The organism is Sulfitobacter sp. (genome assembly GCF_039977885.1).
Classification (GTDB): domain Bacteria; phylum Pseudomonadota; class Alphaproteobacteria; order Rhodobacterales; family Rhodobacteraceae; genus Sulfitobacter.
The window spans coordinates 52,052-75,189 of the sequence record NZ_JBDWCI010000008.1 but is presented as its reverse complement, the minus strand read 5'-3'; the positions used below and the strand labels follow the sequence as shown (position 1 = coordinate 75,189).

The window sequence follows — 23,138 nt, the reverse complement described above, 5'->3', positions numbered from 1 at the left end:
CAATATTTCCCCGTTATCTGTGATAATGTTTTGGCAATATGGCGCGGGACGCCTACATATGGCTCCTGACAGACAAGGGGGCTCTCCCATGAATATTGCGACACCAATTGCACCGACACCGGACCGGACCGCTGCGCAAGCTGCGCTCGAGACTTTGCGCGCATGGGCTGCGACTGCCGATGAGGCAGAGCTGGCCACGCTGGATCCTGCGGTTGCGAATCTGCTGAGCGGGGGCGAAGCCTATCCGCTGTTCAAGCGTGAATATCCGGCCGATTTCGAGATCGAGCCCGATTACAAGGACAGCCTGCCCGATCTGCAAAACGGACCATCGAGCCTGATTAAAGGGGCCAATCAGCAAATTCAGCACGTAGGCATTTCGAACTTCCGGCTGCCTGTGCAGTTCGCCACCCGCGACGGCCAACCCTTGACGCTCGAGACCTCTGTGACGGGTACGGTTAGCCTTGATGCCGATAAAAAAGGTATCAACATGTCGCGCATCATGCGCAGTTTTTACAAACATGCCGAAAGCACTTTTAGCTTTGATGTGATCGAAGCGGCGCTGGATGACTATATCACCGACCTCGAGAGCTTTGATGCCCGTATCCAGATGCGTTTTTCTTTCCCGATGAAGATCGGCAGCCTGCGCTCGGGGCTGGAGGGCTATCAATATTACGATGTTGCGCTTGAGTTGGTCGAACAGGCGGGCGTGCGTCAGCGGATTATCCATCTGGACTATGTCTACTCCAGCACCTGCCCCTGTTCGCTTGAGCTGAGCGAACATGCCCGTGCCACGCGCAACCAATTGGCAACGCCGCATTCGCAACGCTCGGTCGCGCGGGTTTCTGTGTTGCTGGAGGATGCGGGCGAGTGTCTGTGGTTCGAGGATCTGGTCGAGGCCTGTCGCCGTGCCGTGCCAACCGAGACGCAGGTCATGGTCAAGCGTGAGGATGAGCAGGCCTTTGCAGAGCTGAATGCCGCCAATCCGATCTTTGTCGAAGATGCTGCACGCCTATTTTGTGAGCAGTTGCTGGCTGACCAAAGGGTGTCGGATTTCCGGATTGTGGCCAGCCATCAAGAGAGTTTGCATAGCCATGATGCCGTAAGTGTGCTGACCGAAGGTCCGACATTTGCGCAGGCCAGTTTCGATCCGAAACTGTTCAATACGCTGTTTCACGTGGGCTAAATCGCCCCTGAAAAGCAATGTGACCGCAAACATAGCCGCTCCTTTATGGGGCGGCTATTTTCATTTTTGCCTAAAATTTGGGCTGTCTCGCTTGCAGCCAGCGGGTGTCGGCTATGCAGATTTGACGGTGGTGCTGCGGTGCAGCAAGGCCTAGTTATGAGGCACGGGAATACTCCCGCGCTGAAAAAAAACCGAAGGTATCCGAAATGACCTATCAAGCACCCGCACATGAATTTGACGCCGCCCGTGGCGAAAACGCGGCCTCTGCACCTGTTGCAATCCTGGCCCGCACATTGCGCGCTGTCGGCGGTGTCTTCAAACGCATCGGTTCGGCATATTGCAAAGCGGCGATCGCGTCCTCGCGCATGCAAATGGTTCAGAAGCTGAACGAAAAATCCGACGCAGAGCTTGCGCAGCTGGACATCAAACGCGACGAAATCGTGCAATACGCCTTTCGCGATATGCGCCACATCTAAAACGACACATACGCCGCATTTTTTGTGGCGTATTCGGGGGGAGTCGAGCAGCCTCGCTTGACACTGGTGCCCGCCCACGCCAACCCTGCCCAGATGGATCTGCGCCCTGTTGGATATGTAATTGGCCTTTTGGTAGCCGTGCTTGGCGCGGCGATGCTAGTGCCCCTCATGGTCGATCTGGCCGAGGGGCGCGGCCACTGGCCTGTTTTTCTTCAAAGCTGTTTTATCACGGTTCTGGCAGGTGGCGCTATTGCGCTTTCTTGCCAAAGTGGCGTGCGTGAAGGGCTGACTATTCAGCAAACATTCCTTTTGACCACCTCTGTCTGGGTGGCGCTTCCGTTGTTCGGTGCGCTGCCGTTCGTGCTGGGTGAGACGGATGCACGCACGGTTGACGCGGTATTCGAGGCAATGTCGGGCCTGACCACCACAGGAGCCACAGTTTTTGAAGGGCTTGATGACCTGCCCAAGGGACTGCTGATCTGGCGGGCTATTCTGCAATGGCTGGGTGGCATCGGTATCATTGTTGTCGCGATGGTGTTCCTGCCCGAGCTGCGCGTGGGCGGTATGCAGATTTTCAAATCTGAAAGCTTTGATACATTGGGAAAAATTTTGCCCCGTGCGGGCCAGATCGCAACCCAAATTTCCGGTCTTTATGTGGCCTTTACACTGATTTGCGCGATGACCTATCTGGGCTTTGGCATGAATGCATTTGATGCCTCTGCCCATGCCATGACCACAATTTCGACAGGCGGTTTTGCCAATTATGATGCATCTTTCGGGGTCTTTGCTGGTCCGTTGGAGTATATTGCCGCGTTGTTTATGATTCTCGCGGCATTGCCGTTTGTGCGCTATGTGCAGCTGATCAATGGCAACCCAGTCGCCCTGTGGCGCGATCCGCAAGTTCGGGGCTTTGTGAAAACCATTGCCGTATTGGTGATCGTGCTGATTATCATGCTCGAAGAAGGGGTGCACCTGGGCTATGAACAGGCCGTGCGCGAGGCGTTATTCAACGTCACGTCGATCATCTCTGGCACTGGCTATGCCTCGGTCGATTATATGAAATGGGGCAGCTTCGCTGTGGCGTTGTTCTTTTTCATCGGTCTGATTGGCGGCTGCGCGGGGTCGACGGCTTGTTCGGTCAAGGTCTTCCGCTACCAGCTTCTGTTCGCGTCGATCCGAGCGCAGTTGCGGCGCATCCGGTCGCCGCATGGCATCTTTACTCCGCGCTATGCAGGCAAGCCGGTTACCGAAGAAGTGCTTGCCTCCGTGATGACCTTTTTCATGTTCTTTGTGCTCACGCTGGGGGTTGTCGCGGTCGCCTTGTCGATGACGGGGCTGGATTTTGTGACAGCGGTGTCTGGTGCGGCGACTGCGCTGGGGAACATCGGACCGGGATTGGGGGATATCATCGGTCCCTCCGGCAACTTCGCGTCGTTGAACGACACGGCAAAATGGATCCTGACGCTTGCCATGCTCGTAGGGCGGTTAGAGCTGATGGTGGTCTACGTCATATTTACCCTTAAATTTTGGAGAGCTTGATGTCCCAAATGCCGACCCGCCCTTTGGGCGCTCAGATATCCCATATGTTGAAGGCGCGCGGGGTAGATGTGATTTTCGGCATTCCGGGGGTGCATAATCAGGAAATGTACCGCGGGATTGAAGAGGCCGGCATCACCCATGTGCTGGCGCGTCACGAGCAGGGCGCGGGTTTCATGGCTGACGGCTATGCACGGGCAAGCGGCAAACCGGGGGTGGCTTATGTGATCACCGGCCCCGGTATGTGCAATATCATGACGCCGATGGGCCAAGCCTATAGCGATTCTGTGCCGGTTCTGGTGATCGCCAGCTGTCTGGACGAAACAGCCGCGCGGCGCGGGCAGCTTCACCAGATGAAAGACCAGCAAGCGGCGGCGGCAACGGTCTGCGACTGGTCTCATACGGCGCATAGTGCGCAGGCGGCTTACGGATTGGTCGACCGTGCCTTTCAGGAGTTCGCCACATCGCGGGCGCGGTCGAAATATATTCAGGTGCCCATCGCGCAGCTGGAGGCTGACGCCAAGCCGGCAGCGGCACCTGTGCCTGTGGCAGAACCATCTGCGCATCTGTACGCCGATCTCGAGGCGATTGGTGCCCGTATCAAAGCAGCGGAAAAACCGTTGTTCATTTTTGGCGGCGGGGCGACGGGTGCAGCAACGCAGGCGCGTGCTGTGGTGGCTGGGCTCAAGGCGGCCAGCATGGTCACCTGTGCGGGGCGCGGCGTGATCGCTGCGGATGATCCGTTGTTTTATGGCGCTGCATTGGCGCGCCCTGACAGTGCGGATGTGATTGCTGCTGCCGATCTGGTCATTGTTGTCGGCTCGGAGCTGGCAGAGGTCGACATCTGGCGGATGGACCTTGGTGCCAAGGCTCCGGTCATCCGTGTGGATATCGACGCCGAAGTGCTCAGTGATCATCATGCGGCGGAAATACGGGTGCAGATGGATGCAACACTGTTCCTTGAGACTTTGGCACAAGACGTGGCAGAGCAGGGGCGCACGACCAAATGGGAGCCCGCAGAGGTGGCCCGCACCCGCGCGCGCTGGCGTGCCGAAGTGGATGCCGAACGCCCCGGTATCGTGCCCATCTGCGATGCCCTGCGCGACGCACTGCCCGAGGGTACGATGATTTACTCGGATATGACCCAATTCGCCTATGTCGCAAATGAGGTCTGGGACATGGATGGGCCTGCGCAATGGCACCACCCGTCGGGATTTGGCACGCTGGGGTATGCGACGCCCGCCGCGATCGGCGGTGCGATTGCCCGCAAAGGCGCGCCGACGATGGCGATTATCGGTGACTACGGCTTTCACTATACCATGCAGGAATTGGGCGTCGCTGTTGAGTTGGGGCTCAGTCTGCCGATCATTCTGTGGGACAATGGCAAACTAGGCGAGATTGAGGATAGCATGGTACGCGCCCAGATTGCGCCCAATGCGGTGGTCGCTCATAATCCCGATTTTTGCAGACTGGCCGAGGCCTTTGGCGCGCGGGCTGTAGCGCCTCAAAGCCTTGAAGCCCTGCAAGACGCCCTGCGCGCGGCGTTTGAAGCGGATGGTCCGACGCTAGTCTACGCGACACCGGCCCTTACGGCCTGAACCTTTGTCCTGACAAAGAAAAGAGCGCAGCCGTTCAAGGCTGCGCTCTTTGAGTGTTCCGAATAATCTGGCGTTATTCCCAGCAGCTGACCAGCACGGTCATGCCGCTGGCTTTTTCCGACAATTGATAGGGCGTCAGGCCAGAGGTCGCGCTGGCGCTCGGCACGGTGAGCCCTGCGTCCTGCGCCGCAGATACCACCGTGGCCGCATCCACAGCAAAGCTGACGTCATCAGGCAGCACAGGTCCGCCTTCTGGTGCGCCGGTTAGCATCCCGATGACTGCTCCGGTCCGGTCAAGTACGGGACCACCCGCATCACCGGGGCGGGCGCGCAGTGCAAGGCGGCTGATGTTTTCCTCGCCCTGAAGCCCTTGAACATCGGCCAGCGTGCCGAAGCTCATGGAAGGGGCGTTCAAGACACCGCCAAAAGAATAGCCTGCCAAGGCGACCTCGCTTTGCAAACGGGTGGGGGCGCTGGCAAATCCTGCTACGGCCAAGGGGGCAAGCGCGGCATCCGGTTTGAGGAACGCAACGCCGCGGGTGCTGTCGTCAGCTATGATCTGCGCGTCGGTGTCTCCGTCCAATGTGATCCGTGAACAGCTTTGCAAGGCAGCAGAGGTTGTCGCGACTGTGCCATTGCTGTCTACGAAAAAGCCCGATGCGGTAACCTTGGGTTTACGGATCTGCAACCCCGAGATCATGTCGATGGATTGCTGCGATGCCGCCCCTGCCGAGGCGCTGAGAACACCAGGTGTGCGGGTAAAGCTGCTGCGCATCTCGGCCAGCAACCGACGGCGGCGTTCTTCGTCGCCGGCGGGCCAGATCAGGGTGAAACCTTTGATTTCGCCATTTTCCAATGCGACTTCGGTATGGCTGATCATCCGGCCATCTTCGCCGACGAGGGTAAAGCTTGAGTCGCCACGTTCACGCGGGCCGTCCGTTGGGACAATTTCGAGCGTTTGCATGATCTCGTAGAGACCAAACAAAGTGTCCTGATCGCCGGCTTGGCTGATCAAAAGCACGCGTGCGTCGACGTCTCCCGTGGGAGAGTATTGCGCAAAGGGTGGCTCGTAGCGGTCAAAGGCAACAACAGCTGTGGGCATCGTGACTTCGATCCCTGCTTGTGCATCGCGGACCGTTTGCAAGCCCAGATCTTCGAGCACGGCGTTATACTGGCGTTTCAGCGCGGCGCGTTGCAAGGTGGTCAGGATGCCGGTTTTCTCAAAATTATTGGCTTCTTGCCATGCGGCCATAGAGTTGCGTGTGCCACGCCCGAATGAGCCGTCGATGGCTGCGTTATAAAAGCCAGCCCATTGCAGCATAACCTGAAGCTGCTTTTTCTCGTCACGGCTCAGGGCGCGTTCGGTGCGTTGTGCCTGTGCGGGTGTTTCATCTGCAGGTTCCGGTTCGACCTGAGGGGCAGGGGTGATCTCGGTGATTTGTGGTTCGGTCTCCGCCTGCGGGGTAGGGGCGGGTTGTTCTGGCTGGCTGCCCGTAGGGGCATCTAGGGCACCCGTGCCCAGCACATTCGCGCCCACAGGCCAGAATTGCTGACGCAGGCGGCTGGAAAGCTGGATAAAGCTGTCGCTGGGAATCAGCCCGTCGCGGCGGTACTGACGCAGCACCAGCTCTGCATCGGCGCGGCGGTAGGGGCCGACGACAATCGCATACCAGCCGCCACCCACAGCGAATCCGTTCACATCCTGAAGTAACGTTGTATAGGCCCGCGCACGGTCGGTGGCCTGCGACAGGGATTGCACGGCCTGCACCTGCACCCAAACCACATCGTCATCGTTATTCGACTGGGCATGAACGGGACCCGTGAAGCTAAAGCTCAGGACGCTCAGGCAGATCAGGATAAATCGCAACATTATCGGAATGGCTTTCAAAATGATTAATTTGCCGCACATAAACAGTATTTGAGGGTGATTTCCATATCGCATTCCATTGGCTGACATAGAATTTACGACGGGGGCGGCCAAGTTGTAGCACCGCTGCCCTGTGATTGACCCGAGCCGCGCCGCACCCTAGTAAGAGCGTCAAATGGCAAAGGACGCGATCATGGCCGGTACACCCCGCTCGTTTCAGGAAATCATACTGCGCCTGCAGGCCTATTGGGCACGGCAGGGCTGCGCAATTCTACAGCCCTACGATATGGAGGTTGGCGCAGGTACATTCCACCCCGCAACCACCCTGCGCAGCCTTGGCGATCAGCCTTGGGCGGCTGCCTATGTGCAACCCTCGCGCCGCCCGACCGACGGGCGCTACGGCGAGAACCCCAACCGGTTGCAGCACTATTACCAATACCAGACCCTGATCAAACCCAGCCCGCCCAACCTGCAAGAGCTGTATCTCGGCTCGCTCGAGGCGATTGGCGTGGATATGGCGCTGCATGACATCCGCTTTGTCGAGGATGACTGGGAAAGCCCGACATTGGGCGCATGGGGCCTTGGCTGGGAAGTCTGGTGCGACGGCATGGAAGTCAGCCAGTTCACCTATTTCCAACAGGTGGGCGGCCATGACTGCCACCCTGTCTCGGGGGAGCTGACCTACGGGCTTGAGCGTCTGGCGATGTATATCCTTGGGGCGGATCATGTGATGGACATGCCGTTCAACGACCCTGACGCGCCGATCCCGCTGACCTACGGTGATGTTTTCAAACAGACGGAAGAAGAATACGCGCGCTGGAACTTTGACGTGGCCAACACCGAGGTGTTGCTGCGTCACTTTGAAGAGGCCGAGGCCGAGTGCAAAGCCATTATCGAACAAGAGCACGTGGACCCGAAAACCGGCAAACGCATTGTGATGGCCCATCCCGCTTATGATCAGGCGATCAAAGCCAGCCACATGTTCAACTTGCTGGATGCGCGTGGCGTGATTTCCGTGACCGAACGTCAGGCCTATATCGGTCGCGTGCGGGCGCTGACCAAAATGTGCGCGGACGCTTTTGTGCAGACGCGCGCGGGTGGCTGGCGTGATGATGCCGTGTGAACGCGCGCTTTGTGGAAAGAGCAGTAGATGACCGGTAAAATTTTAGGGGGATTCATCGTGATCTCAGCATTGGTGGCGGGTGCCGCACTCTATTACCTGCAAATCTATGGCTTCTATCAAGAGGTCGATGCACCTGCGGGCGGTGTCGAGCTGGTGAAACTGGGCGATGCGCAGCGCGAAATGATCCCGATCGAGAACTTCAAAGCGATCGACGCCGACAGCTCGCCCATCCGCTACCGGGCGTGTTTCACTACGCCCTATAGTCTGGGGTTGTTGACCGAGACTTTCGAGATGGTCGAAAACATGACCCCGCGCAATGCGCCGGGCTGGTTCGATTGTTTTGACGCCGAAGCAATCGCAGGCGAGCTTGAGGCCGGCACGGCGCTGACCTTTCTGAGCGAGAAAAACGTGCACTACGGCGTGGACCGGATTGTGGCCATCACCAATGACGGGCACGGCTATGTCTGGCACGAGCTGAACGATTGTGGCGAGAAAGCATATGACGGTACGGTTGTCGGTGAGGAATGCCCCCCTGTACCAACCGCGCAAGCACCAACAGAATAACGCCGCAAGCGGCAAAGACGAGGTATCCCAGTGGCTGATCTGCTGATTGAACTGTTCTCCGAAGAAATCCCCGCCCGTATGCAAAAGCGCGCAGGCGAAGACCTCAAGAAACTTGTGACCAATGGCATGGTTGAGGCGGGGCTGACCTATGCTTCTGCCGCGGCTTTTGCGACGCCGCGCCGCTTGTGTCTGACGGTTGAGGGGGTGCTGGACGCCAGCCCCCGTACAGTGGAAGAGCGCAAAGGCCCCAAAGCGGACGCGCCCGAAAAAGCCATTGAGGGTTTCTTGCGTGGTGCCGGTCTGACCCGCGATGATCTGGAAGAGCGCGACACGCCCAAGGGCAAAATCCTGTTTGCCAAGATCACCAAAGAAGGTCGTCCCGCCGCCGACATCATCGCCGAAGTGCTTGAGCAGACGATCCGCACCTTCCCATGGCCCAAATCCATGCGCTGGGGCAGCGGCACGTTGAAATGGGTGCGCCCGTTGCATTCGATCCTGTGCATCCTTAGCCGTGAAGACGGCGCTGAAGTAGTGCCCTTTGAAGTGGACGGGATTGTCTCTGGCAACAGCACGCGCGGTCACCGCTTCCTTGCGCCAGATGCTTTCACCGTCACCGGATTTGACGATTACACCTCCAAGCTGAAACGCGCCTTCGTCGTGCTAGACGCGGCCGAGCGGCAGGATACGATCTGGAATGATGCGACCAACATGGCCTTTGCCAATGGGTTGGAAGTGGTTGAGGACGCGGGCCTGTTGGCCGAGGTTGCAGGCCTTGTTGAATGGCCCGTGGTTCTGATGGGCCGCATCGGCGATGACTTCCTCGATCTGCCCCCAGAGGTGCTGCAAACCTCGATGAAAGAACACCAAAAGTTCTTTTCCGTGCGCAACCCCAAGACAGGGCGGATCGAGCGCTTTGTCACCGTTGCCAACCGCACCACTGCCGATAATGGCGCTACGATTTTGGCCGGCAATGAAAAAGTGCTCAGCGCGCGGCTGGCGGATGCGAAATTCTTCTGGGACAATGATCTGCGCGTGGCGAAGTCTGACGCAGGCATGGCCACTTGGGTCGAGAACCTCAAGAACGTGACCTTCCACAACAAGCTGGGCACACAGGCCGAGCTGATCGAGCGTATGGCCGTGTTGGCCCGTGAACTGGCCCCGATGGTTGGTGCCGATGCAGACGCTGCCGAAGCTGCAGCTAAAATCGCCAAGGCCGATCTCAGCTCTGAAATGGTCTATGAATTCCCCGAATTGCAAGGCCTGATGGGCCGCTACTATGCCGCCGCTGCTGGCATGAGCGAGGAGGTCGCGGCAGCCTCCGAGGAGCATTACGCGCCGCTCGGCCCCTCCGACGACGTGCCAACCGCGCCGGTGTCCATCGCCGTGGCACTGGCAGAAAAGATCGACAAACTCACAGGCTTCTGGGCGATTGATGAAAAGCCTACCGGCAGCAAAGACCCGTTCGCGCTGCGCAGGGCTGCGTTGGGTGTTATTCGGACAGTTCTCGATAACGGTTTGACGATACCGTTGAACGCGACGATTGCCGCATCGCCACATTCGGCTGAAGCAGAGAACCTCCTCTCCTTCCTCCACGACCGCCTCAAAGTCTATCTCAAGGATCAAGGCATCCGCCATGACATCATCGACGCCTGCATCGCCATGGAGGGCAATGACGATCTCACGTTACTCGTCAAGCGCGCCCGCGCGCTTAGCGATACGCTGAAGACCGACGATGGCGAAAACCTTCTTCAAGCCTTCAAACGCGCCAACAACATTCTCAGCCAAGCTGAGGAAGCGGACGGGGTGGAATACTCCTACGGTGCGGATGTGAAATACGCCGAGACGGAAGAGGAAAAAGCGCTGTTTGCTGCTTTGGATGCCGCCGAAGCCACAATCACGCCCGCCATGGAAACGCAGGATTTCACCACCGCTATGTCGGCAATGGCTGGCCTGCGCCCCGCGCTTGATGCCTTTTTCGAGGCCGTGCAGATCAACACCGAAAATGCGACCGTGCGCCGCAACCGCCTGAACCTTCTCAGCCGTATCCGCAGCCTATGCGCTTCGGTGGCGGATTTGACCCGCATCGACGGCTAATTGACGTAACGCTGCTCAGTGTAAGCTTTGGCTTGCTCTGGGCGGCGTTAACTTTATGCTGCGGATGAACCCAAAGGACGCCGCAGTGCAGAACAATCCCGATACCACGCTTGTCACGCAAACCGCCCCCATCGCCACGGCGACACATGGCGGGCGGGCGAAATGTTTGCAGCGCCTGGTCCGGCTTGAGCTGCCCGTGCCGCGCACTGTGGCGCTGTCTTTCTCGACGGTTGAGGCCATCGCCAGCGGCGATCTGCCCGACGTGGATCATATTGTTGATCAATTCCCGACCGATGCGCTGCTGTGTGTGCGCCCGTCCAGCCAGGACCCCGATTGGGGCGGGCCGGGGGCCGTCCTGAACATCGGGATGAATGACGCACGGTTCGAGATGTTCAGCAATACCATGGGTGAAGAGGCCGCCGCGGCGATCTACACCCGCTTTATCCAATCCTATGCGATCAACGTGGTCCGGTTGGACCCCGATATGTTCGACGAGGTTGAGGGTGAAGGAAAGGTCGCGCTGGACGAAACAATCGCCGCCTATGAACAAGAGACCGAAGAGAAATTCCCGCAATCGCGCCGCACCCAGCTGCGCGCGGTTTTGCTGTCCATGGCGCGGGCGTGGAACGGCACCTCGGCGCGGTTGTTGCGGCAGGCCAAAGGCGCGCCAGCGGATGCGGGCCTGGGCCTTGTGGTGCAGCAGATGGTGTTCGGCCTTGGGGCCGGTCACTGCGGATCAGGTGTGTTGCAGCTGGTCAACAGCGACACTGGCGCGCCGCAGGTCACGGGCCGCTACCTAAGCCAAAGTCAGGGGCGCGATGCGCTCGAAGGCGGTTCGGGGTCGATGTTCCTTACATCCGACCCGCGCGGACCCGCGCTCGAGGATGTGCTGCCAGAGGCGTTTGAGACGTTAAAGGACCATGCGACCCTGATGCGCAGGCGGCTGCGGGCCGAGATGGTGATGGAATTCGCGATTGAGGATGGTGCGGTGCATATCCTCGACGGGATGCGTGTGTCGCGGTCCTCTCGGGCGGCGGTGCGTATTGCGGTGACGTTGGCCCAAGACGGGGTGATCAGCCGCGAGGAGGCGCTGATGCGGGTGCAGCCCGGTCTGCTGACCGAGTTGCTGCACCGCCAAATTGATGCGACGGCGCGGCGGGATGTGATCGGGTTCGGCATTGCCGCCAGTCCGGGGGCTGCCACGGGGCGCCTGGTATTCGATTCCGCCGAAGCCCAGGCAAGTGCCGCGCGTGGCGAAGCCTGTATTCTGGTGCGCCGTGAAACATCTTCGGAAGACGTGCGCGGCATGCATGCCGCTAATGCTGTGCTGACCGAGCGCGGCGGTATCACCAGCCATGCGGCGGTGATCGGCCGCGGGATCGGCCTGCCTTGTGTTGTGGGGGCCTCGAACATTATCTTTAGTCAGCGGGACAAAACGATCACCGCTGCGGATGGCCGCGTGTTCCGTGAGGGGGACGAGCTGACGGTGGATGGCTCAACGGGGCAGATCCTTGCGGGGGCGGCCAAGATGCAAGAGGCCGCGCTGGATGATTATTTCCGCACATTGATGCAATGGGCGACTGATTGCGCCGATATCAAAGTGCGCGCCAATGCGGATACGCCCGCCGATGCACGGACCGCGCGCAATTTTAACGCCGAAGGCATCGGCTTGTGCCGAACGGAACATATGTTCTTTGATCAGGGCCGCCTGACGGTCATGCGCGAAATGATCTTTGCCGACACATCGGACGGCCGGCGCGCGGTGCTGGAGCGGTTGCTGCCCATGCAGCGCGAGGATTTCACACAGCTTTTCCGCATTATGAAGGATCAACCGGTCTGTATCCGCCTGTTTGATCCGCCCTTGCACGAATTTCTGCCCATGGACGCCAGCGGCCAGCGGGAATTAGCAGAGGCGCTGGACCTGCCGCGCTCTGATGTGACACGGCGGATTGAAGCGATGCGCGAATATAACCCGATGCTGGGCCTGCGCGGTGTGCGCCTTGGCATCACGGTCCCTGAAATTTACGAAATGCAGGCCCGTGCAATTTTCGAAGCAACCGTGGATGCGGCGGCGGAAGGCATCACCGTTGTGCCCGAAATCATGATCCCGCTGGTGTCTGCGCGCCGCGAGGTTGAGCTGGTTCAAGCCGCGATTGAAGCCGTGGCCGCTGCGGTCAGGCTTGAGCGTGGTGCGCCGGTTGAATACCGGCTTGGCGTCATGGTCGAAACTCCGCGCGCAGCCTTGCGCGCAGGTGAAATCGCACCCTATTGCTCTTTCTTGAGCTTTGGTACAAACGACCTGACGCAGATGGCATACGGCTTGTCGCGCGATGACGCGGGCCGGTTTATGTCTGACTATGTGCGCCAAGGCGTCTTTGACGAAGACCCGTTTCATACCCTTGATCACGATGGGGTGGGCGAGCTGTTGAAGCTGGGTGCCGAGCGCGGACGCCTGAGCCAACCGGGCATCACTTTGTCGGTTTGCGGCGAGCATGGCGGCAACCCCGAATCGATTGGATTCTGCCGTGCGGCGGGTTTTGACTATGTTTCCTGCTCTCCATTTCGTGTTCCGGTTGCAATATTGGCATCTGCTCAACTTGCGATTGCAGATAAAATATCTTGATATTTCATAAGGCTATAACGAGAATCGCGTCGGTTTAGGCGGTAGCCTGCCCAAAAATCCCTGTAAGGGTTGTTGGCTTTTGACCAGCAGTCTAGGCGCTTCTGCATTGAAACGACGCCGGAGACGGGAATGCAGATGATTTTGGACAACACCGCAAAGGCGGCAAAACTGGGGCTGGCAGCAGCGCTGGTTGCCGCATTGCCACTGGGCGCTTTTGCTAATCCTGCTGCAAAAGCACTTGCCAAAATCGAGACACGCGGCCTTGCCTCCGCTTCAGCTGACCGGATCAAAGAACTCGCATCTCCGCCAGCCCTATACAAGGCGAGCGCGGGCGGGGCCCAATTGGGCAATGAAATTTTTACCGCGTCATGGATTGCGAGCCAGCCAAAGGCGAGCGGCTCTGCCGAGTTCAGCTGCCTGGCCGAAGCGCTTTACTTTGAGGCGCGCGGTGAAACGGTCAAAGGCCAGTTTGCCGTTGCCGAAGTGATCCGGAACCGCGTGAAATCTTCGCGCTTCCCGAATACATATTGCGGTGTGATCCATCAGGGTACCGGCAAGAAATACCAGTGCCAGTTTACCTATACCTGCGACGGTAATCCCGAGGTTATCAACGAAAAAGCCGCCTATGAACGGGTGGCAAAGGTTGCGCGGGCCACGATTGACGGCAAATCGCCGGACGTGACCCATGGGGCGACCTTCTATCACACCACGGCAGTACGCCCCAGCTGGGCGCGTAAGTTCACCAATACCGCGCGTTTTGGTGTGCATGTATTTTACCGGCGCGGCGTGCGTACGGCCAGCTACTGACGCAAACAGGCACCATGGCGGCGCTGGTGGCCCTCGACGGGCAGAGCAGGGCGGTATAAACGCGGCCTATACCAGCTTGCCCCGGAGCACCTATGACCACTGAAACGCGCCTAGCCTTCGCACATCCGTCCGAGCGCGCCGCCGCAACGGCCACCAGCGATGTATTGGACCGGATTTCGGTGCGCGATCACACGGTCGAGGTTGAAATCGGTGCCTTTCAGGCCGAACGGGGCGTCACCCAGCGTATTTGTTTTAACATCGTCGTCGAGGTCCAACCGCTCAGCGGGCCGATTGATGATGATGTGGACCGCATCCTGTCTTATGATCGCGTCACCGAAGCGATAACCGCCGCACTGGCGGTCGAACGTCTGGCTCTTCTTGAAACATTGGCCGAGCGGGTCGCCGAACTTATTCTCCTTGAGCCGCAGGCGATGCGGGTATTTGTCCGCATAGAAAAGCTCGATCGTGGCCCTGGCGCATTGGGGGTTGAGATCGTGCGCGCACGTGATGTGACGGTCCCTGTGGTCGAAGTTGTGGCAGATGCCGCGTTGCAGCCCGAATTGGTGTTTCTGGGTAATGAGGCAATCGCCTCGCCGTATTTGGAGGGCTGGCTGGATCAATTGGTCGCGCGTGGGCGTCCGTTGGTCATCTGCGTCGGCGCGTCTGATGTGGCCGCACCGCAGGTGCCGGATAAGATGGCGCAGCGGCGTATTGATCTACTGGCCATCGAGCAGAACGCATGGGTGCTGGCCGCCCGTGATCCGCGCTGTGTCGTGGTAGAGACACGGACCGAACTGGATTGGGCGATGAAAAATGGTCAAACTTGCGTCTGGGCTCCGTCCAAGATCACACTCGATAGTGTTGATACGCCCTCTGCACAGCCCCGCGATGCGGTGGCGTTGGCCGCATGGTTTGCCGCAACCTTTGAGGCGCATGAGATGCTTGTCATCGGGGCGGATCAACCCGAGGGCGCTCCGGTCCCGCTGCGTGTGATCCCATTAGATACCGAGATTTTGCCCGATGGCTAAGATCTATTATCGCGCAATCCCAAGCGTGGATGCTGCCCGCCCTGATGGGGCGCTGCGCCTTGCAGGCGGCTGGTGCTGGTTCACTCAGGTCGAGGTTTTGCAGCGTGGTCAGGCGGCGCGGGTGGTTGGGCTGGACGCCGTGCCACAGAAGGTTCTGGCGACGCTGGCGAGTCCCCGCCCGATTGTGACACCGCAGATCATGGGCATCGTGAACACCACACCCGACAGTTTTTCTGACGGTGGGCTACATGCGGCGGCAGATGATGCCATCGCCGGGGGGCTGGCCATGGCCCGTGCCGGTGCCGACATCCTTGATATTGGCGGAGAATCTACCCGCCCGGGCGCACAGACCGTCGCCCCCGAAGATGAGATTGGCCGCGTGAAGCCGGTTATCGAAGGGCTGCGCGCACAGGGGTTTTCCGGTGTTATTTCGGTCGACACCCGTAAAGCGTCTGTTGCGCAGGCCGCGCTTGGGGCGGGGGCGAGCCTGATCAATGACGTATCAGGCTTTACCTATGATCCCGCGCTTGCGGGTGTGGCAGTGGCGGCGGGATTGCCTGTGTGCGTTATGCACGGGCCAATGGACCCCGCAACCATGCAGGACAATCCGGCCTATGATGATGTATTGCTGGATGTGTATGACTTTCTCGAGCGGCAAATCCTATCATTGGAGGCGCGGGGCATCCTTCGTGACCGCATCATTGCAGACCCCGGTATCGGGTTTGGAAAAACGCAGGCCCATAACCTTGCCTTGCTGGCCCGGTTAAGTCTGTTTCACAGCCTCGGTGTGCCGGTGCTTCTGGGTGCGTCGCGCAAACGCTTTATCGGCACCATCGGCAATGCGCCCGATGCCCGCGACCGCGCGCCGGGCTCTATTGCTGTGGCGCTGGGGGCGTTGGGGCAGGGAATACAGATTGTGCGCGTACATGATGTTGCACAAACCGCACAGGCCATTGCACTTTGGCGCGCGGGTATGACAGGATAATGGAATGACAAAACTATTCGGTACAGATGGCGTGCGCGGCACAGCCAATATTCACCCCATGACAGCAGAAATGGCGCTGCGCATCGGCGCGGCAGTCGGCCAGTATTTCCGCCGTGATGACCCCTCTGCAGCGCACCGCGTGGTCATCGGCAAGGACACCCGCCTGTCGGGCTATATGTTCGAGAACGCGCTCACGGCGGGGCTGACGTCGACCGGCATGAATGTGCTGTTGTTGGGACCGGTGCCGACACCTGCGGTCGGGCTGTTGACGCGGTCTATGCGCGCTGATCTGGGCGTGATGATTTCAGCCAGCCACAATCCTGCGCAAGACAACGGCATCAAGTTTTTCGGCCCTGACGGGTTCAAATTATCCGATGCCGTCGAAGCCGAGATCGAGGCCTTGGTGGCGGCGGGCGTCGAGCCGGCCACCGCGCCAGAGATCGGCCGTGCCAAACGGATTGATGACAGCCGTTTCCGGTATATCGAGCGGGTCAAATCGAGCTTTCCGCGGCGGATGCGGCTTGATGGTTTGAAGGTCGTGATCGACTGCGCCAATGGCGCGGCTCACCATGTGGCCCCTATGGCCCTGTGGGAGCTGGGTGCCACGGTTATTCCCGTGGGCGTTTCGCCCAATGGCCATAACATTAACGACAATTGCGGCTCGACCCATCCCGCGACAGCGGCTGAAACCGTGGTGGCGCATGGGGCGGATGTGGGTATCTGTCTGGACGGTGATGCCGACCGCGTGATTTTGCTGGATGAACAGGGGCGTGTGGGGGATGGCGACCAATTCATGGCGCTGATGGCCGCGCGCTGGAAGGCCGAAAACCGTCTGAAGGGCGATGCTTTGGTCGCGACCGTGATGAGCAACCTCGGGTTGGAGCATTTTCTAGAAGATCGCGGCGTCCGGCTTGAGCGTACGGGCGTTGGAGACCGCTATGTGGTCGAACGGATGCGTGAAGGTGGTTTCAACCTCGGTGGTGAGCAATCAGGTCACATCGTTATGACCGACTATGCCACAACAGGTGACGGGTTAATGGCGGGGATGCAGTTTCTGGCGGAAATGATCAGCGCTGACCGCCCCGCGTCCGAATTAATGCATCAGTTCGAACCGGTGCCGCAGGTATTGAAGAATGTGCGTTTCGCCGCAGGGCAGCTGCCACTCGAAGACAGCCATGTAAAAGCGGCCATTTCCCAAGCGCAAAGCGATTTGGCCCAAGGGGGCAGGTTGCTGATCCGCAAGTCGGGAACCGAACCTTTGGTGCGTGTGATGGCCGAGCATGAAGATGCAGGGTTGATGGACCGCGCGGTAAACTCGGTTGTGGCAGCGGTGGAGGCGGCAGTCAGCGACTGAACAGCCGTTTTAGCGCGCCATATTGGCTCAGCGCGACACCGCTCAGGATCAACGACATGGCCAATAAAAGGGCGCTTGGCAGCGCTTCGCCGAGAAACAGGCTGCCAAGCAGGACGGACCAAACCGGAACCTGATAATTGACCAATGTCATGAACACCGGCCCCGCGCTGCGCACGACCACCACACGCAAACAATTCGCGGCTGCTGTGGGTACAAGGCCCAGAAAGGCAACGACCGCAAGTGTCTGACTGCTTGGCAGGGTGGGTGGCCCTTCGACCAGCCATGCGGTGGGCAGAATGATGCCCGCACCTATCAATAGGGGCAGGGTGGTTAATCCGATAGGGTGGGCTTTTGGCAACCGCCGCAACATGATCGAGCCAACTGCATAGCAGGCCGCCGCCCCCACACAGGCCAGACGGCCCGGTGTCTCGAGCGCGGCACCGCTGCTTTGGAAGGCCTGTGCGCCGATCAGGATCACCACACCGACAAAGCCGACAAGAAAACCTGCTACCTTGCGCGGCGTCATCCGCTCACCTGGCAGGGCAAAATGGGCCAAAGGCAACACAATCAACGCCACAGCAGCCATCGACACTCCGGCAAAGCCCGATGAGACATATTGCTGCCCCCATGCAAGCAAGGTGAAAGGCACGGCCGAGCTGAGGGCGCTGATGATCAGAAGGTTGCACCAGTTTTTACCTGAAACGGGTTCGGCAAATAGCGGAAATCCCAGCACGCCCCAGACGATGCACATCAACAGCGCTGCAAATGTGATCCGCGATGCGGCCAGCCAGAAAGGGGGCATGCCGCCTGACAGGGCCAGCTCGATCACCAGGAATGTACCGCCCCAAGTGAGGCCGAGCATGGCGATCATAAGCCAGCTCCAAGGGGTGATTTTCGGTGTGCTGTCCATTGCGCCTGATTGGGGCAAAACGGGGGGTAACACAAGGGCTGCGCGCAGGAACCCGAAGCAGGCCGTGCGCGTTGTGTAGACAGGGAGATATAATTTGCCCGAAAGGAAGCTGACGATGAACTGGATTTTCGTGACATCCGCGCTGGCATGTGCCGCCTTGGCTGGCTGCGCTTTACGGGGCCGCCCCAACGCCCGCACCGCTATGGCCTGCAATCGGTCCAAGCGACAGGCGGATTAAAACATGCCGGATGATACGGCGAAAATAAAAAAAAGGCCCGCAGCGCTGTGCTGCGGGCCTTTCTGATTACTGGTGAAACAGCTTAGTTTTTGGATTTGTCGACCATCTTGCCGGCAGAAATCCAAGGCATCATGCCGCGCAGTTTTGCGCCTGTTTCTTCGATCATGTGCTCGTCGTTTGCACGACGTGCCGCTTTAATTGTTGGCTGGCCAACGGCGTTTTCAAGCATGAAGTCACGCACGAATTTACCCTGCTGGATGTCGGACAGAACGTCTTTCATGCGGGCTTTTGTTTCGTCGTAGTTCAGGATGCGTGGGCCGGTGACATACTGGCCGTATTCAGCTGTGTTGGAGATCGAGTAATCCATGTTGGCGATACCACCTTCATAGATCAGGTCAACGATCAGCTTCACTTCGTGCAAGCACTCGAAATAGGCCATTTCTGGTGCGTAGCCGGCTTCGACCAGTGTTTCAAAGCCACAGCGGATCAGCTCAACCAAGCCACCACACAGAACAGCCTGCTCGCCGAACAGGTCGGTTTCACATTCTTCGCGGAAGTTGGTTTCAATGATGCCCGAGCGGCCGCCACCGATGGCGGAGCAATAGGACAGGCCGATTTCCAGCGCTTTGCCGGAGGCGTTCTGGTCAACGGCAACAAGGCAAGGCACGCCGCCGCCTTTGGTGTATTCGCCGCGCACGGTGTGACCTGGGCCTTTTGGCGCCATCATGATCACGTCAACGCCGGGCTTAGGCTCGATCAGGCCAAAGTGTACGTTCAGGCCGTGGGCGAATGCGATGGCTGCGCCTTCACGGATGTTGTCGTGGACGTATTTCTTGTATGTCTCTGCCTGCAGTTCGTCGGGCATTGTGAACATGATTACGTCAGCCCACGCTGCCGCTTCTGCAATGCCCATAACTTTCAGGCCTTCGCCTTCGGCTTTCGCGATGGAGGGGGAACCCTCACGCAGAGCCACAACGAGGTTCTTCGCGCCGGAGTCGCGCAGGTTGAGGGCGTGGGCGTGGCCTTGCGAGCCATAGCCGAGGATCGCCACTTTGGCGTCCTTGATCAGGTTAACGTCGCAGTCACGGTCATAATAAACGCGCATGTCTAAGTCCTTTCGGGTTGGTTTGGGTAGCTTCTATCGCGGGTCAGGGGCAGACGCCATTGCGCGATAGCGTAAAATGCACTAATCTCTGCCAAAACTATTCGCCGAACTTTACCGTTTTGGAAATATCATGCTTGATGATGAAGATCGGCGCATTCTGCGCTATTGGCAGGAAGAACCAACATTGACCCATGCCGAACTGGCGCAGCGCGCAGGACTGACCACGGGGCGCACCACGCGGCGCATTGCGCGGATGCAGGATTTGGGCGTGGTGCAAGGGGTGGGCGTGGTCATCGACTGGGCTGCGCTGGGCTATGCGGTTGAGGTGTCGCTGCGCATTACACTTGATAAAACCCAAGGCAATGCCTTTGACAGCTTCATGGCGCAGGCCCGCAAGGTGCCCGAGGTAATCGAAATCCAGACATTTCTGGGCCGTGTGGACGTGCGCCTGTCGATCATCGCCCGCGACATGGCGCATTATCAACAGATCTATCGCAGCCGCATTCTGATTTTGCCGCATATCTCCGAGATTGAAGCACTGATGCATGTGGCGCGGATCAAAACCAGCGAAGGCCTGCCATTATGACCCCGCTGGATGACATAGACACCCGCCTGTTGCGGGCGTTGTCGATGGATGCGGGGCAAAGCGCGGGTGCGCTGGGGAGGATTCTGGGGCTGAGCCAGCCTGCCACATGGCGGCGCATCCGGCGCTTGGAGGAGGCGGGCATTATTCACGACCGCATGTTGCGGCTGGATGCGGAAAAGCTGGGTTTTGGTGTGACGGTGTTTCTGGGGGTCAAGCTCGCTTTGCGGGGCCGCGTGAGTCTTGAGGATTTCGAGCGCGCCGTCAGCGCCATCCCCGAGGTGCAAACAGTAGAGCATGTTCTGGGCCTGTATGATTACCGCCTGCGTGTGGTTGCGCGTGATCTGTCCGATTTCGAACGGGTTTTACGGCGCCGTATCATGACATTACCCGGGGCAGGGGATGTGGAGGCCAACGTCCTATTGAGCGAGGAACGGTTGGCGGGCCCGCTATAGGGCGCAAAGGGCATATAGATTTTGCCAAGCGGTCTGAAAATTCCTATCACGGAAGCAGTTGATTTACAAAGGAGCGGACCATGGCATTGCTTGATACAGTAGACCCGCAAGGGTTTGACGAATTTTCGGTCGTCTTTACGGATCGCTCGCTCAATTCGATGAGTGAGGCGTTCCAAACGGTGATGCGTGATATTCACGCGATGCTCTGCGAGGTCTACGGTGCCGAGTCTGCGGTGGTGATCCCTGGCGGTGGTTCTTACGGGATGGAGGCCGTGGCCCGTCAATTTGCGCGCGGAAACGAGGTGTTGGTCGTTCGCAATGGCTGGTTTTCCTACCGCTGGAGCCAGATCATCGAGACAGGCGGTTTGACGGCAAATACCACGGTGATGAAAGCGCGTGCGCAGGGCAATGGGACGCCAGCACCTTATGCCCCTGCACCGATCGAGGATGTGGTGGAGGCGATCAAAACCCAAAAGCGGCAGGTCGTCTTTGCCCCGCATGTGGAAACCTCGGCAGGGGTGATCCTGCCGGATGACTATATCAAGGCAATGGCCGCTGCGGCGCATGACGCCGGCGCGTTGATGGTGCTGGATTGCATCGCCTCGGGCTGTGCGTGGGTGGATATGGAGGCGCTGGGCGTTGATGTGTTGATCTCGGCCCCGCAAAAAGGGTGGAGCGCGCAACCCTGTGCGGGCCTTGTCATGCTGTCAAAACGCGGGCTTGCCCGTCTGGCGGAAACGCAATCAGACAGTTTCGCGCTTGATCTGGGCATATGGCACGCGATCATGCAGGCCTATCTGGGCGGCGGTCACGCCTATCACGCAACCATGCCCACAGATGCGCTGCGCGTGTTTCGTGATACCATGATCGAGACCAAGGAATACGGGTTTGAGCGTCTCAAGGAAGCGCAGTGGAAGCTGGGCGACGGCGTGCGCGCCATGATGGCCGCGAAAGGCGTGATCTCTGTCGCCGCCGACGGTTATGGCGCACCCGGTGTGGTGGTTTGCTATACCGATGATCCCGATGTGAAATCCGGCAAGGCGTTTGCCGCCCACGGTATGCAAATCGCCGCCGGTGTGCCGCTGCAAGTCGGAGAGCCGGAGAGCTTTAGCACTTTCCGTCTGGGGCTGTTCGGTCTGGACAAGCTTTACGATGTCGACGGTACATTGGGTCGTTTGCGCGCCGTGGTTGATAAAGTGCTGTAAGTACAGCGTGGGCCATTCGGATGCGCCATGTCTTTGGCGCATCCGCAGCTTTACTTGCGATTACGCGGCCATTGTCGCGTCGATCGCGGTCAGAATTGTCTGTGCCACCGCGTCACATTCCTCAAGGCTCAGACGCGCGGGGAGGCGCACGTCACATGCCCGCGATAGCATTTTGCGGGTCTTGGGTTGGTCGGGGTTATGTTCGATAAAATCCCAGTTCCAGAACGCGCGCGCATTGTCTTGAGAGCGGCCAAAGACCTCGGCCTTCAGCCCCGAGGCGGCAGCCTGCGCCGTGAAGGCGTCAACTTGTGAGTCGGTCATCCCTACCAGATTGAATTGAATTGAATCCGGAGCGCGCTGTTCAGGCGGGAGAGCGGCGGGGACCGATATCCAGCTACAGCTATCAAGATGCGCGGCGACGTGATCATGGTTGCGCCGTCCTTTTGCCACCCGGTTAGGTAATGCATCCAGCTGCGGCCGGATCAACGCCGCAGAAAGCGTGTTCAGGCGTAGATTGTAGAGTGGCAGCCTGTTTTGCCATTGAGCAAAAGCGTCATGAAGGACGGGGTGTTTTTTCCAGTTGTGCTCGTAAGCGCCTGACATGATGACGGCCTGCGCAATGAGGTTTTCATCATCGGTGATCATGATGCCGCCTTCACCGGCATTGAGCAATTTATACGACTGGAAACTGAAGCAGCCGACTTTGCCGATTGTTCCGATGTTTTTCCCGTCCCACGCCGTGCCAAGGCTATGTGCTGCATCCTCGATCACGGGAACAGCTGCCGCATCGCACAACGCCATGATGGCATCCATGTCCGAGGTATGGCCGCGCATATGGCTGACAATGACCGCGCTCACCTCTGGCAGCTTGTGGGCAAAGTCTTCAAGGTCGATCCGGTAGTTTTCATTACACTCGCACAGCACGGGGACACATTCGGCATGTATGACCGATGAGGGAACCGCGGCGAAGGTGAAGGCGGGTATCAGGACTTTGGCATCGCGGGGTAGGCCCAATGCTTTGAGCGACAAAAACAACGCGGCCGAACAGGATGAAACCGCCAGCGCGTATTTGCTGCCCAATGCCTTGGCGAACTCGGCCTCTAGCAAGGCAACGGGCGATTGATCCGAGCCGTAGCGAAACAGATCGCCTGTTTTGAGAATCCGCTCGACCTCGCCCATGGCGGCGTCCGGAATGGCCTCTGCAGCAGTCAAATTTGGTAGATTAGGCATATCGCCATTTCCTCAAAAATGGGCCGCAAGGTCGAAGACGATCAACAGTAGGCCCGGTTGGTACTCGACAGGGAACTGGTACAGGCAAGGGAGCCCGAGGAAAACCGCAATTCGGCCAAATCCGGCGTTCGTTTTGCAGTTGCAACAGGCGCGATGAGGCTCGCTATGCCCCGT

Annotated in this window: 19 protein-coding genes; 15 read left to right on the top strand and 4 right to left on the bottom strand. The window is 58.9% G+C overall.

The features are described from left to right. Positions 1-88 precede the first annotated feature (88 nt). From folE2 to ABJM03_RS04955, 4 genes are all read left to right on the top strand, one after another. Complete coding sequence (gene folE2, locus ABJM03_RS04970; protein ID WP_348297491.1) at positions 89-1,183, top strand: GTP cyclohydrolase FolE2; 1,095 nt, start codon at positions 89-91, stop codon at positions 1,181-1,183. Positions 1,184-1,389: 206 nt separating this feature from the next. Then, complete coding sequence (locus ABJM03_RS04965) at positions 1,390-1,659, top strand: hypothetical protein (protein WP_348297490.1); 270 nt, start codon at positions 1,390-1,392, stop codon at positions 1,657-1,659. A gap of 93 nt (positions 1,660-1,752) precedes the next feature. Next, a complete protein-coding gene (locus ABJM03_RS04960; RefSeq protein WP_348416610.1) occupies positions 1,753-3,198 on the top strand; it encodes a TrkH family potassium uptake protein in 1,446 nt (481 codons plus the stop codon). Continuing rightward, positions 3,198-4,793, top strand: coding sequence for a 5-guanidino-2-oxopentanoate decarboxylase (locus ABJM03_RS04955; RefSeq protein ID WP_348297489.1), 1,596 nt, complete (start codon positions 3,198-3,200; stop codon positions 4,791-4,793). The genes ABJM03_RS04960 and ABJM03_RS04955 overlap by 1 nt, the downstream gene beginning before the upstream one ends. A gap of 73 nt (positions 4,794-4,866) precedes the next feature. On the opposite strand, the gene ABJM03_RS04950 is transcribed toward ABJM03_RS04955, so the two are convergent. Then, complete coding sequence (locus ABJM03_RS04950; protein WP_348297488.1) at positions 4,867-6,663, bottom strand: trypsin-like peptidase domain-containing protein; 1,797 nt, start codon at positions 6,661-6,663, stop codon at positions 4,867-4,869. Between the two features lie 190 nt (positions 6,664-6,853). On the opposite strand from ABJM03_RS04950, the gene ABJM03_RS04945 reads away from it, so the two are divergent. The 8 genes from ABJM03_RS04945 to glmM all read left to right on the top strand — a co-directional run bounded on the left by ABJM03_RS04945 (position 6,854) and on the right by glmM (position 17,238). Further along, entirely contained in the window at positions 6,854-7,783 is a 930-nt protein-coding gene (locus tag ABJM03_RS04945; protein ID WP_348297549.1) for a glycine--tRNA ligase subunit alpha, read from the top strand. Between the two features lie 27 nt (positions 7,784-7,810). Next, on the top strand, positions 7,811-8,347 hold the full coding sequence (locus ABJM03_RS04940; RefSeq protein ID WP_348297487.1) for a DUF6446 family protein: 537 nt from the start codon (positions 7,811-7,813) through the stop codon (positions 8,345-8,347). Positions 8,348-8,377: 30 nt separating this feature from the next. Continuing rightward, complete coding sequence (gene glyS / locus ABJM03_RS04935) at positions 8,378-10,441, top strand: glycine--tRNA ligase subunit beta (RefSeq protein WP_348297486.1); 2,064 nt, start codon at positions 8,378-8,380, stop codon at positions 10,439-10,441. A gap of 64 nt (positions 10,442-10,505) precedes the next feature. Continuing rightward, positions 10,506-13,064, top strand: a complete 2,559-nt coding sequence (locus ABJM03_RS04930; RefSeq protein ID WP_348416608.1) for a putative PEP-binding protein — start codon at positions 10,506-10,508, stop codon at positions 13,062-13,064. A gap of 129 nt (positions 13,065-13,193) precedes the next feature. Then, positions 13,194-13,871, top strand: coding sequence for a cell wall hydrolase (locus ABJM03_RS04925; protein WP_348297484.1), 678 nt, complete (start codon positions 13,194-13,196; stop codon positions 13,869-13,871). A gap of 92 nt (positions 13,872-13,963) precedes the next feature. Continuing rightward, entirely contained in the window at positions 13,964-14,899 is a 936-nt protein-coding gene (locus tag ABJM03_RS04920; protein ID WP_348297483.1) for a dihydroneopterin aldolase, read from the top strand. Continuing rightward, positions 14,892-15,884, top strand: a complete 993-nt coding sequence (folP, locus tag ABJM03_RS04915) for a dihydropteroate synthase (protein WP_348297482.1) — start codon at positions 14,892-14,894, stop codon at positions 15,882-15,884. The genes ABJM03_RS04920 and folP overlap by 8 nt, the downstream gene beginning before the upstream one ends. A gap of 4 nt (positions 15,885-15,888) precedes the next feature. Next, a complete protein-coding gene (glmM, locus tag ABJM03_RS04910; RefSeq protein ID WP_348297481.1) occupies positions 15,889-17,238 on the top strand; it encodes a phosphoglucosamine mutase in 1,350 nt (449 codons plus the stop codon). On the opposite strand, the gene ABJM03_RS04905 is transcribed toward glmM, so the two are convergent. After that, positions 17,228-18,148, bottom strand: coding sequence for a DMT family transporter (locus ABJM03_RS04905; RefSeq protein WP_348416606.1), 921 nt, complete (start codon positions 18,146-18,148; stop codon positions 17,228-17,230). The two genes, glmM and ABJM03_RS04905, sit on opposite strands and share 11 nt — an antisense overlap. 320 nt (positions 18,149-18,468) lie before the next feature. After that, the gene (gene ilvC / locus ABJM03_RS04900) at positions 18,469-19,491 is read right to left on the bottom strand and encodes a ketol-acid reductoisomerase (protein ID WP_348416060.1); all 1,023 of its coding nucleotides are present in this window, start codon (positions 19,489-19,491) and stop codon (positions 18,469-18,471) included. A gap of 130 nt (positions 19,492-19,621) precedes the next feature. Between ilvC and ABJM03_RS04895 the strand changes: the two genes are divergently transcribed. The 3 genes from ABJM03_RS04895 to ABJM03_RS04885 all read left to right on the top strand — a co-directional run bounded on the left by ABJM03_RS04895 (position 19,622) and on the right by ABJM03_RS04885 (position 21,734). Continuing rightward, positions 19,622-20,077 carry an Lrp/AsnC family transcriptional regulator gene (locus tag ABJM03_RS04895; RefSeq protein WP_348416058.1) on the top strand — a complete coding sequence of 152 codons (456 nt, stop codon included), beginning with the start codon at positions 19,622-19,624 and terminating at the stop codon, positions 20,075-20,077. Continuing rightward, on the top strand, positions 20,074-20,529 hold the full coding sequence (locus ABJM03_RS04890) for an Lrp/AsnC family transcriptional regulator (RefSeq protein ID WP_348416056.1): 456 nt from the start codon (positions 20,074-20,076) through the stop codon (positions 20,527-20,529). The genes ABJM03_RS04895 and ABJM03_RS04890 overlap by 4 nt, the downstream gene beginning before the upstream one ends. A gap of 80 nt (positions 20,530-20,609) precedes the next feature. Beyond that, entirely contained in the window at positions 20,610-21,734 is a 1,125-nt protein-coding gene (locus ABJM03_RS04885; RefSeq protein WP_348416054.1) for an aminotransferase class V-fold PLP-dependent enzyme, read from the top strand. A gap of 60 nt (positions 21,735-21,794) precedes the next feature. Here the strand turns inward: ABJM03_RS04885 and ABJM03_RS04880 are convergent, their stop codons facing one another. Continuing rightward, complete coding sequence (locus ABJM03_RS04880; RefSeq protein WP_348416053.1) at positions 21,795-22,964, bottom strand: aminotransferase class I/II-fold pyridoxal phosphate-dependent enzyme; 1,170 nt, start codon at positions 22,962-22,964, stop codon at positions 21,795-21,797. Between the last annotated feature and the right edge of the window lie 174 nt (positions 22,965-23,138).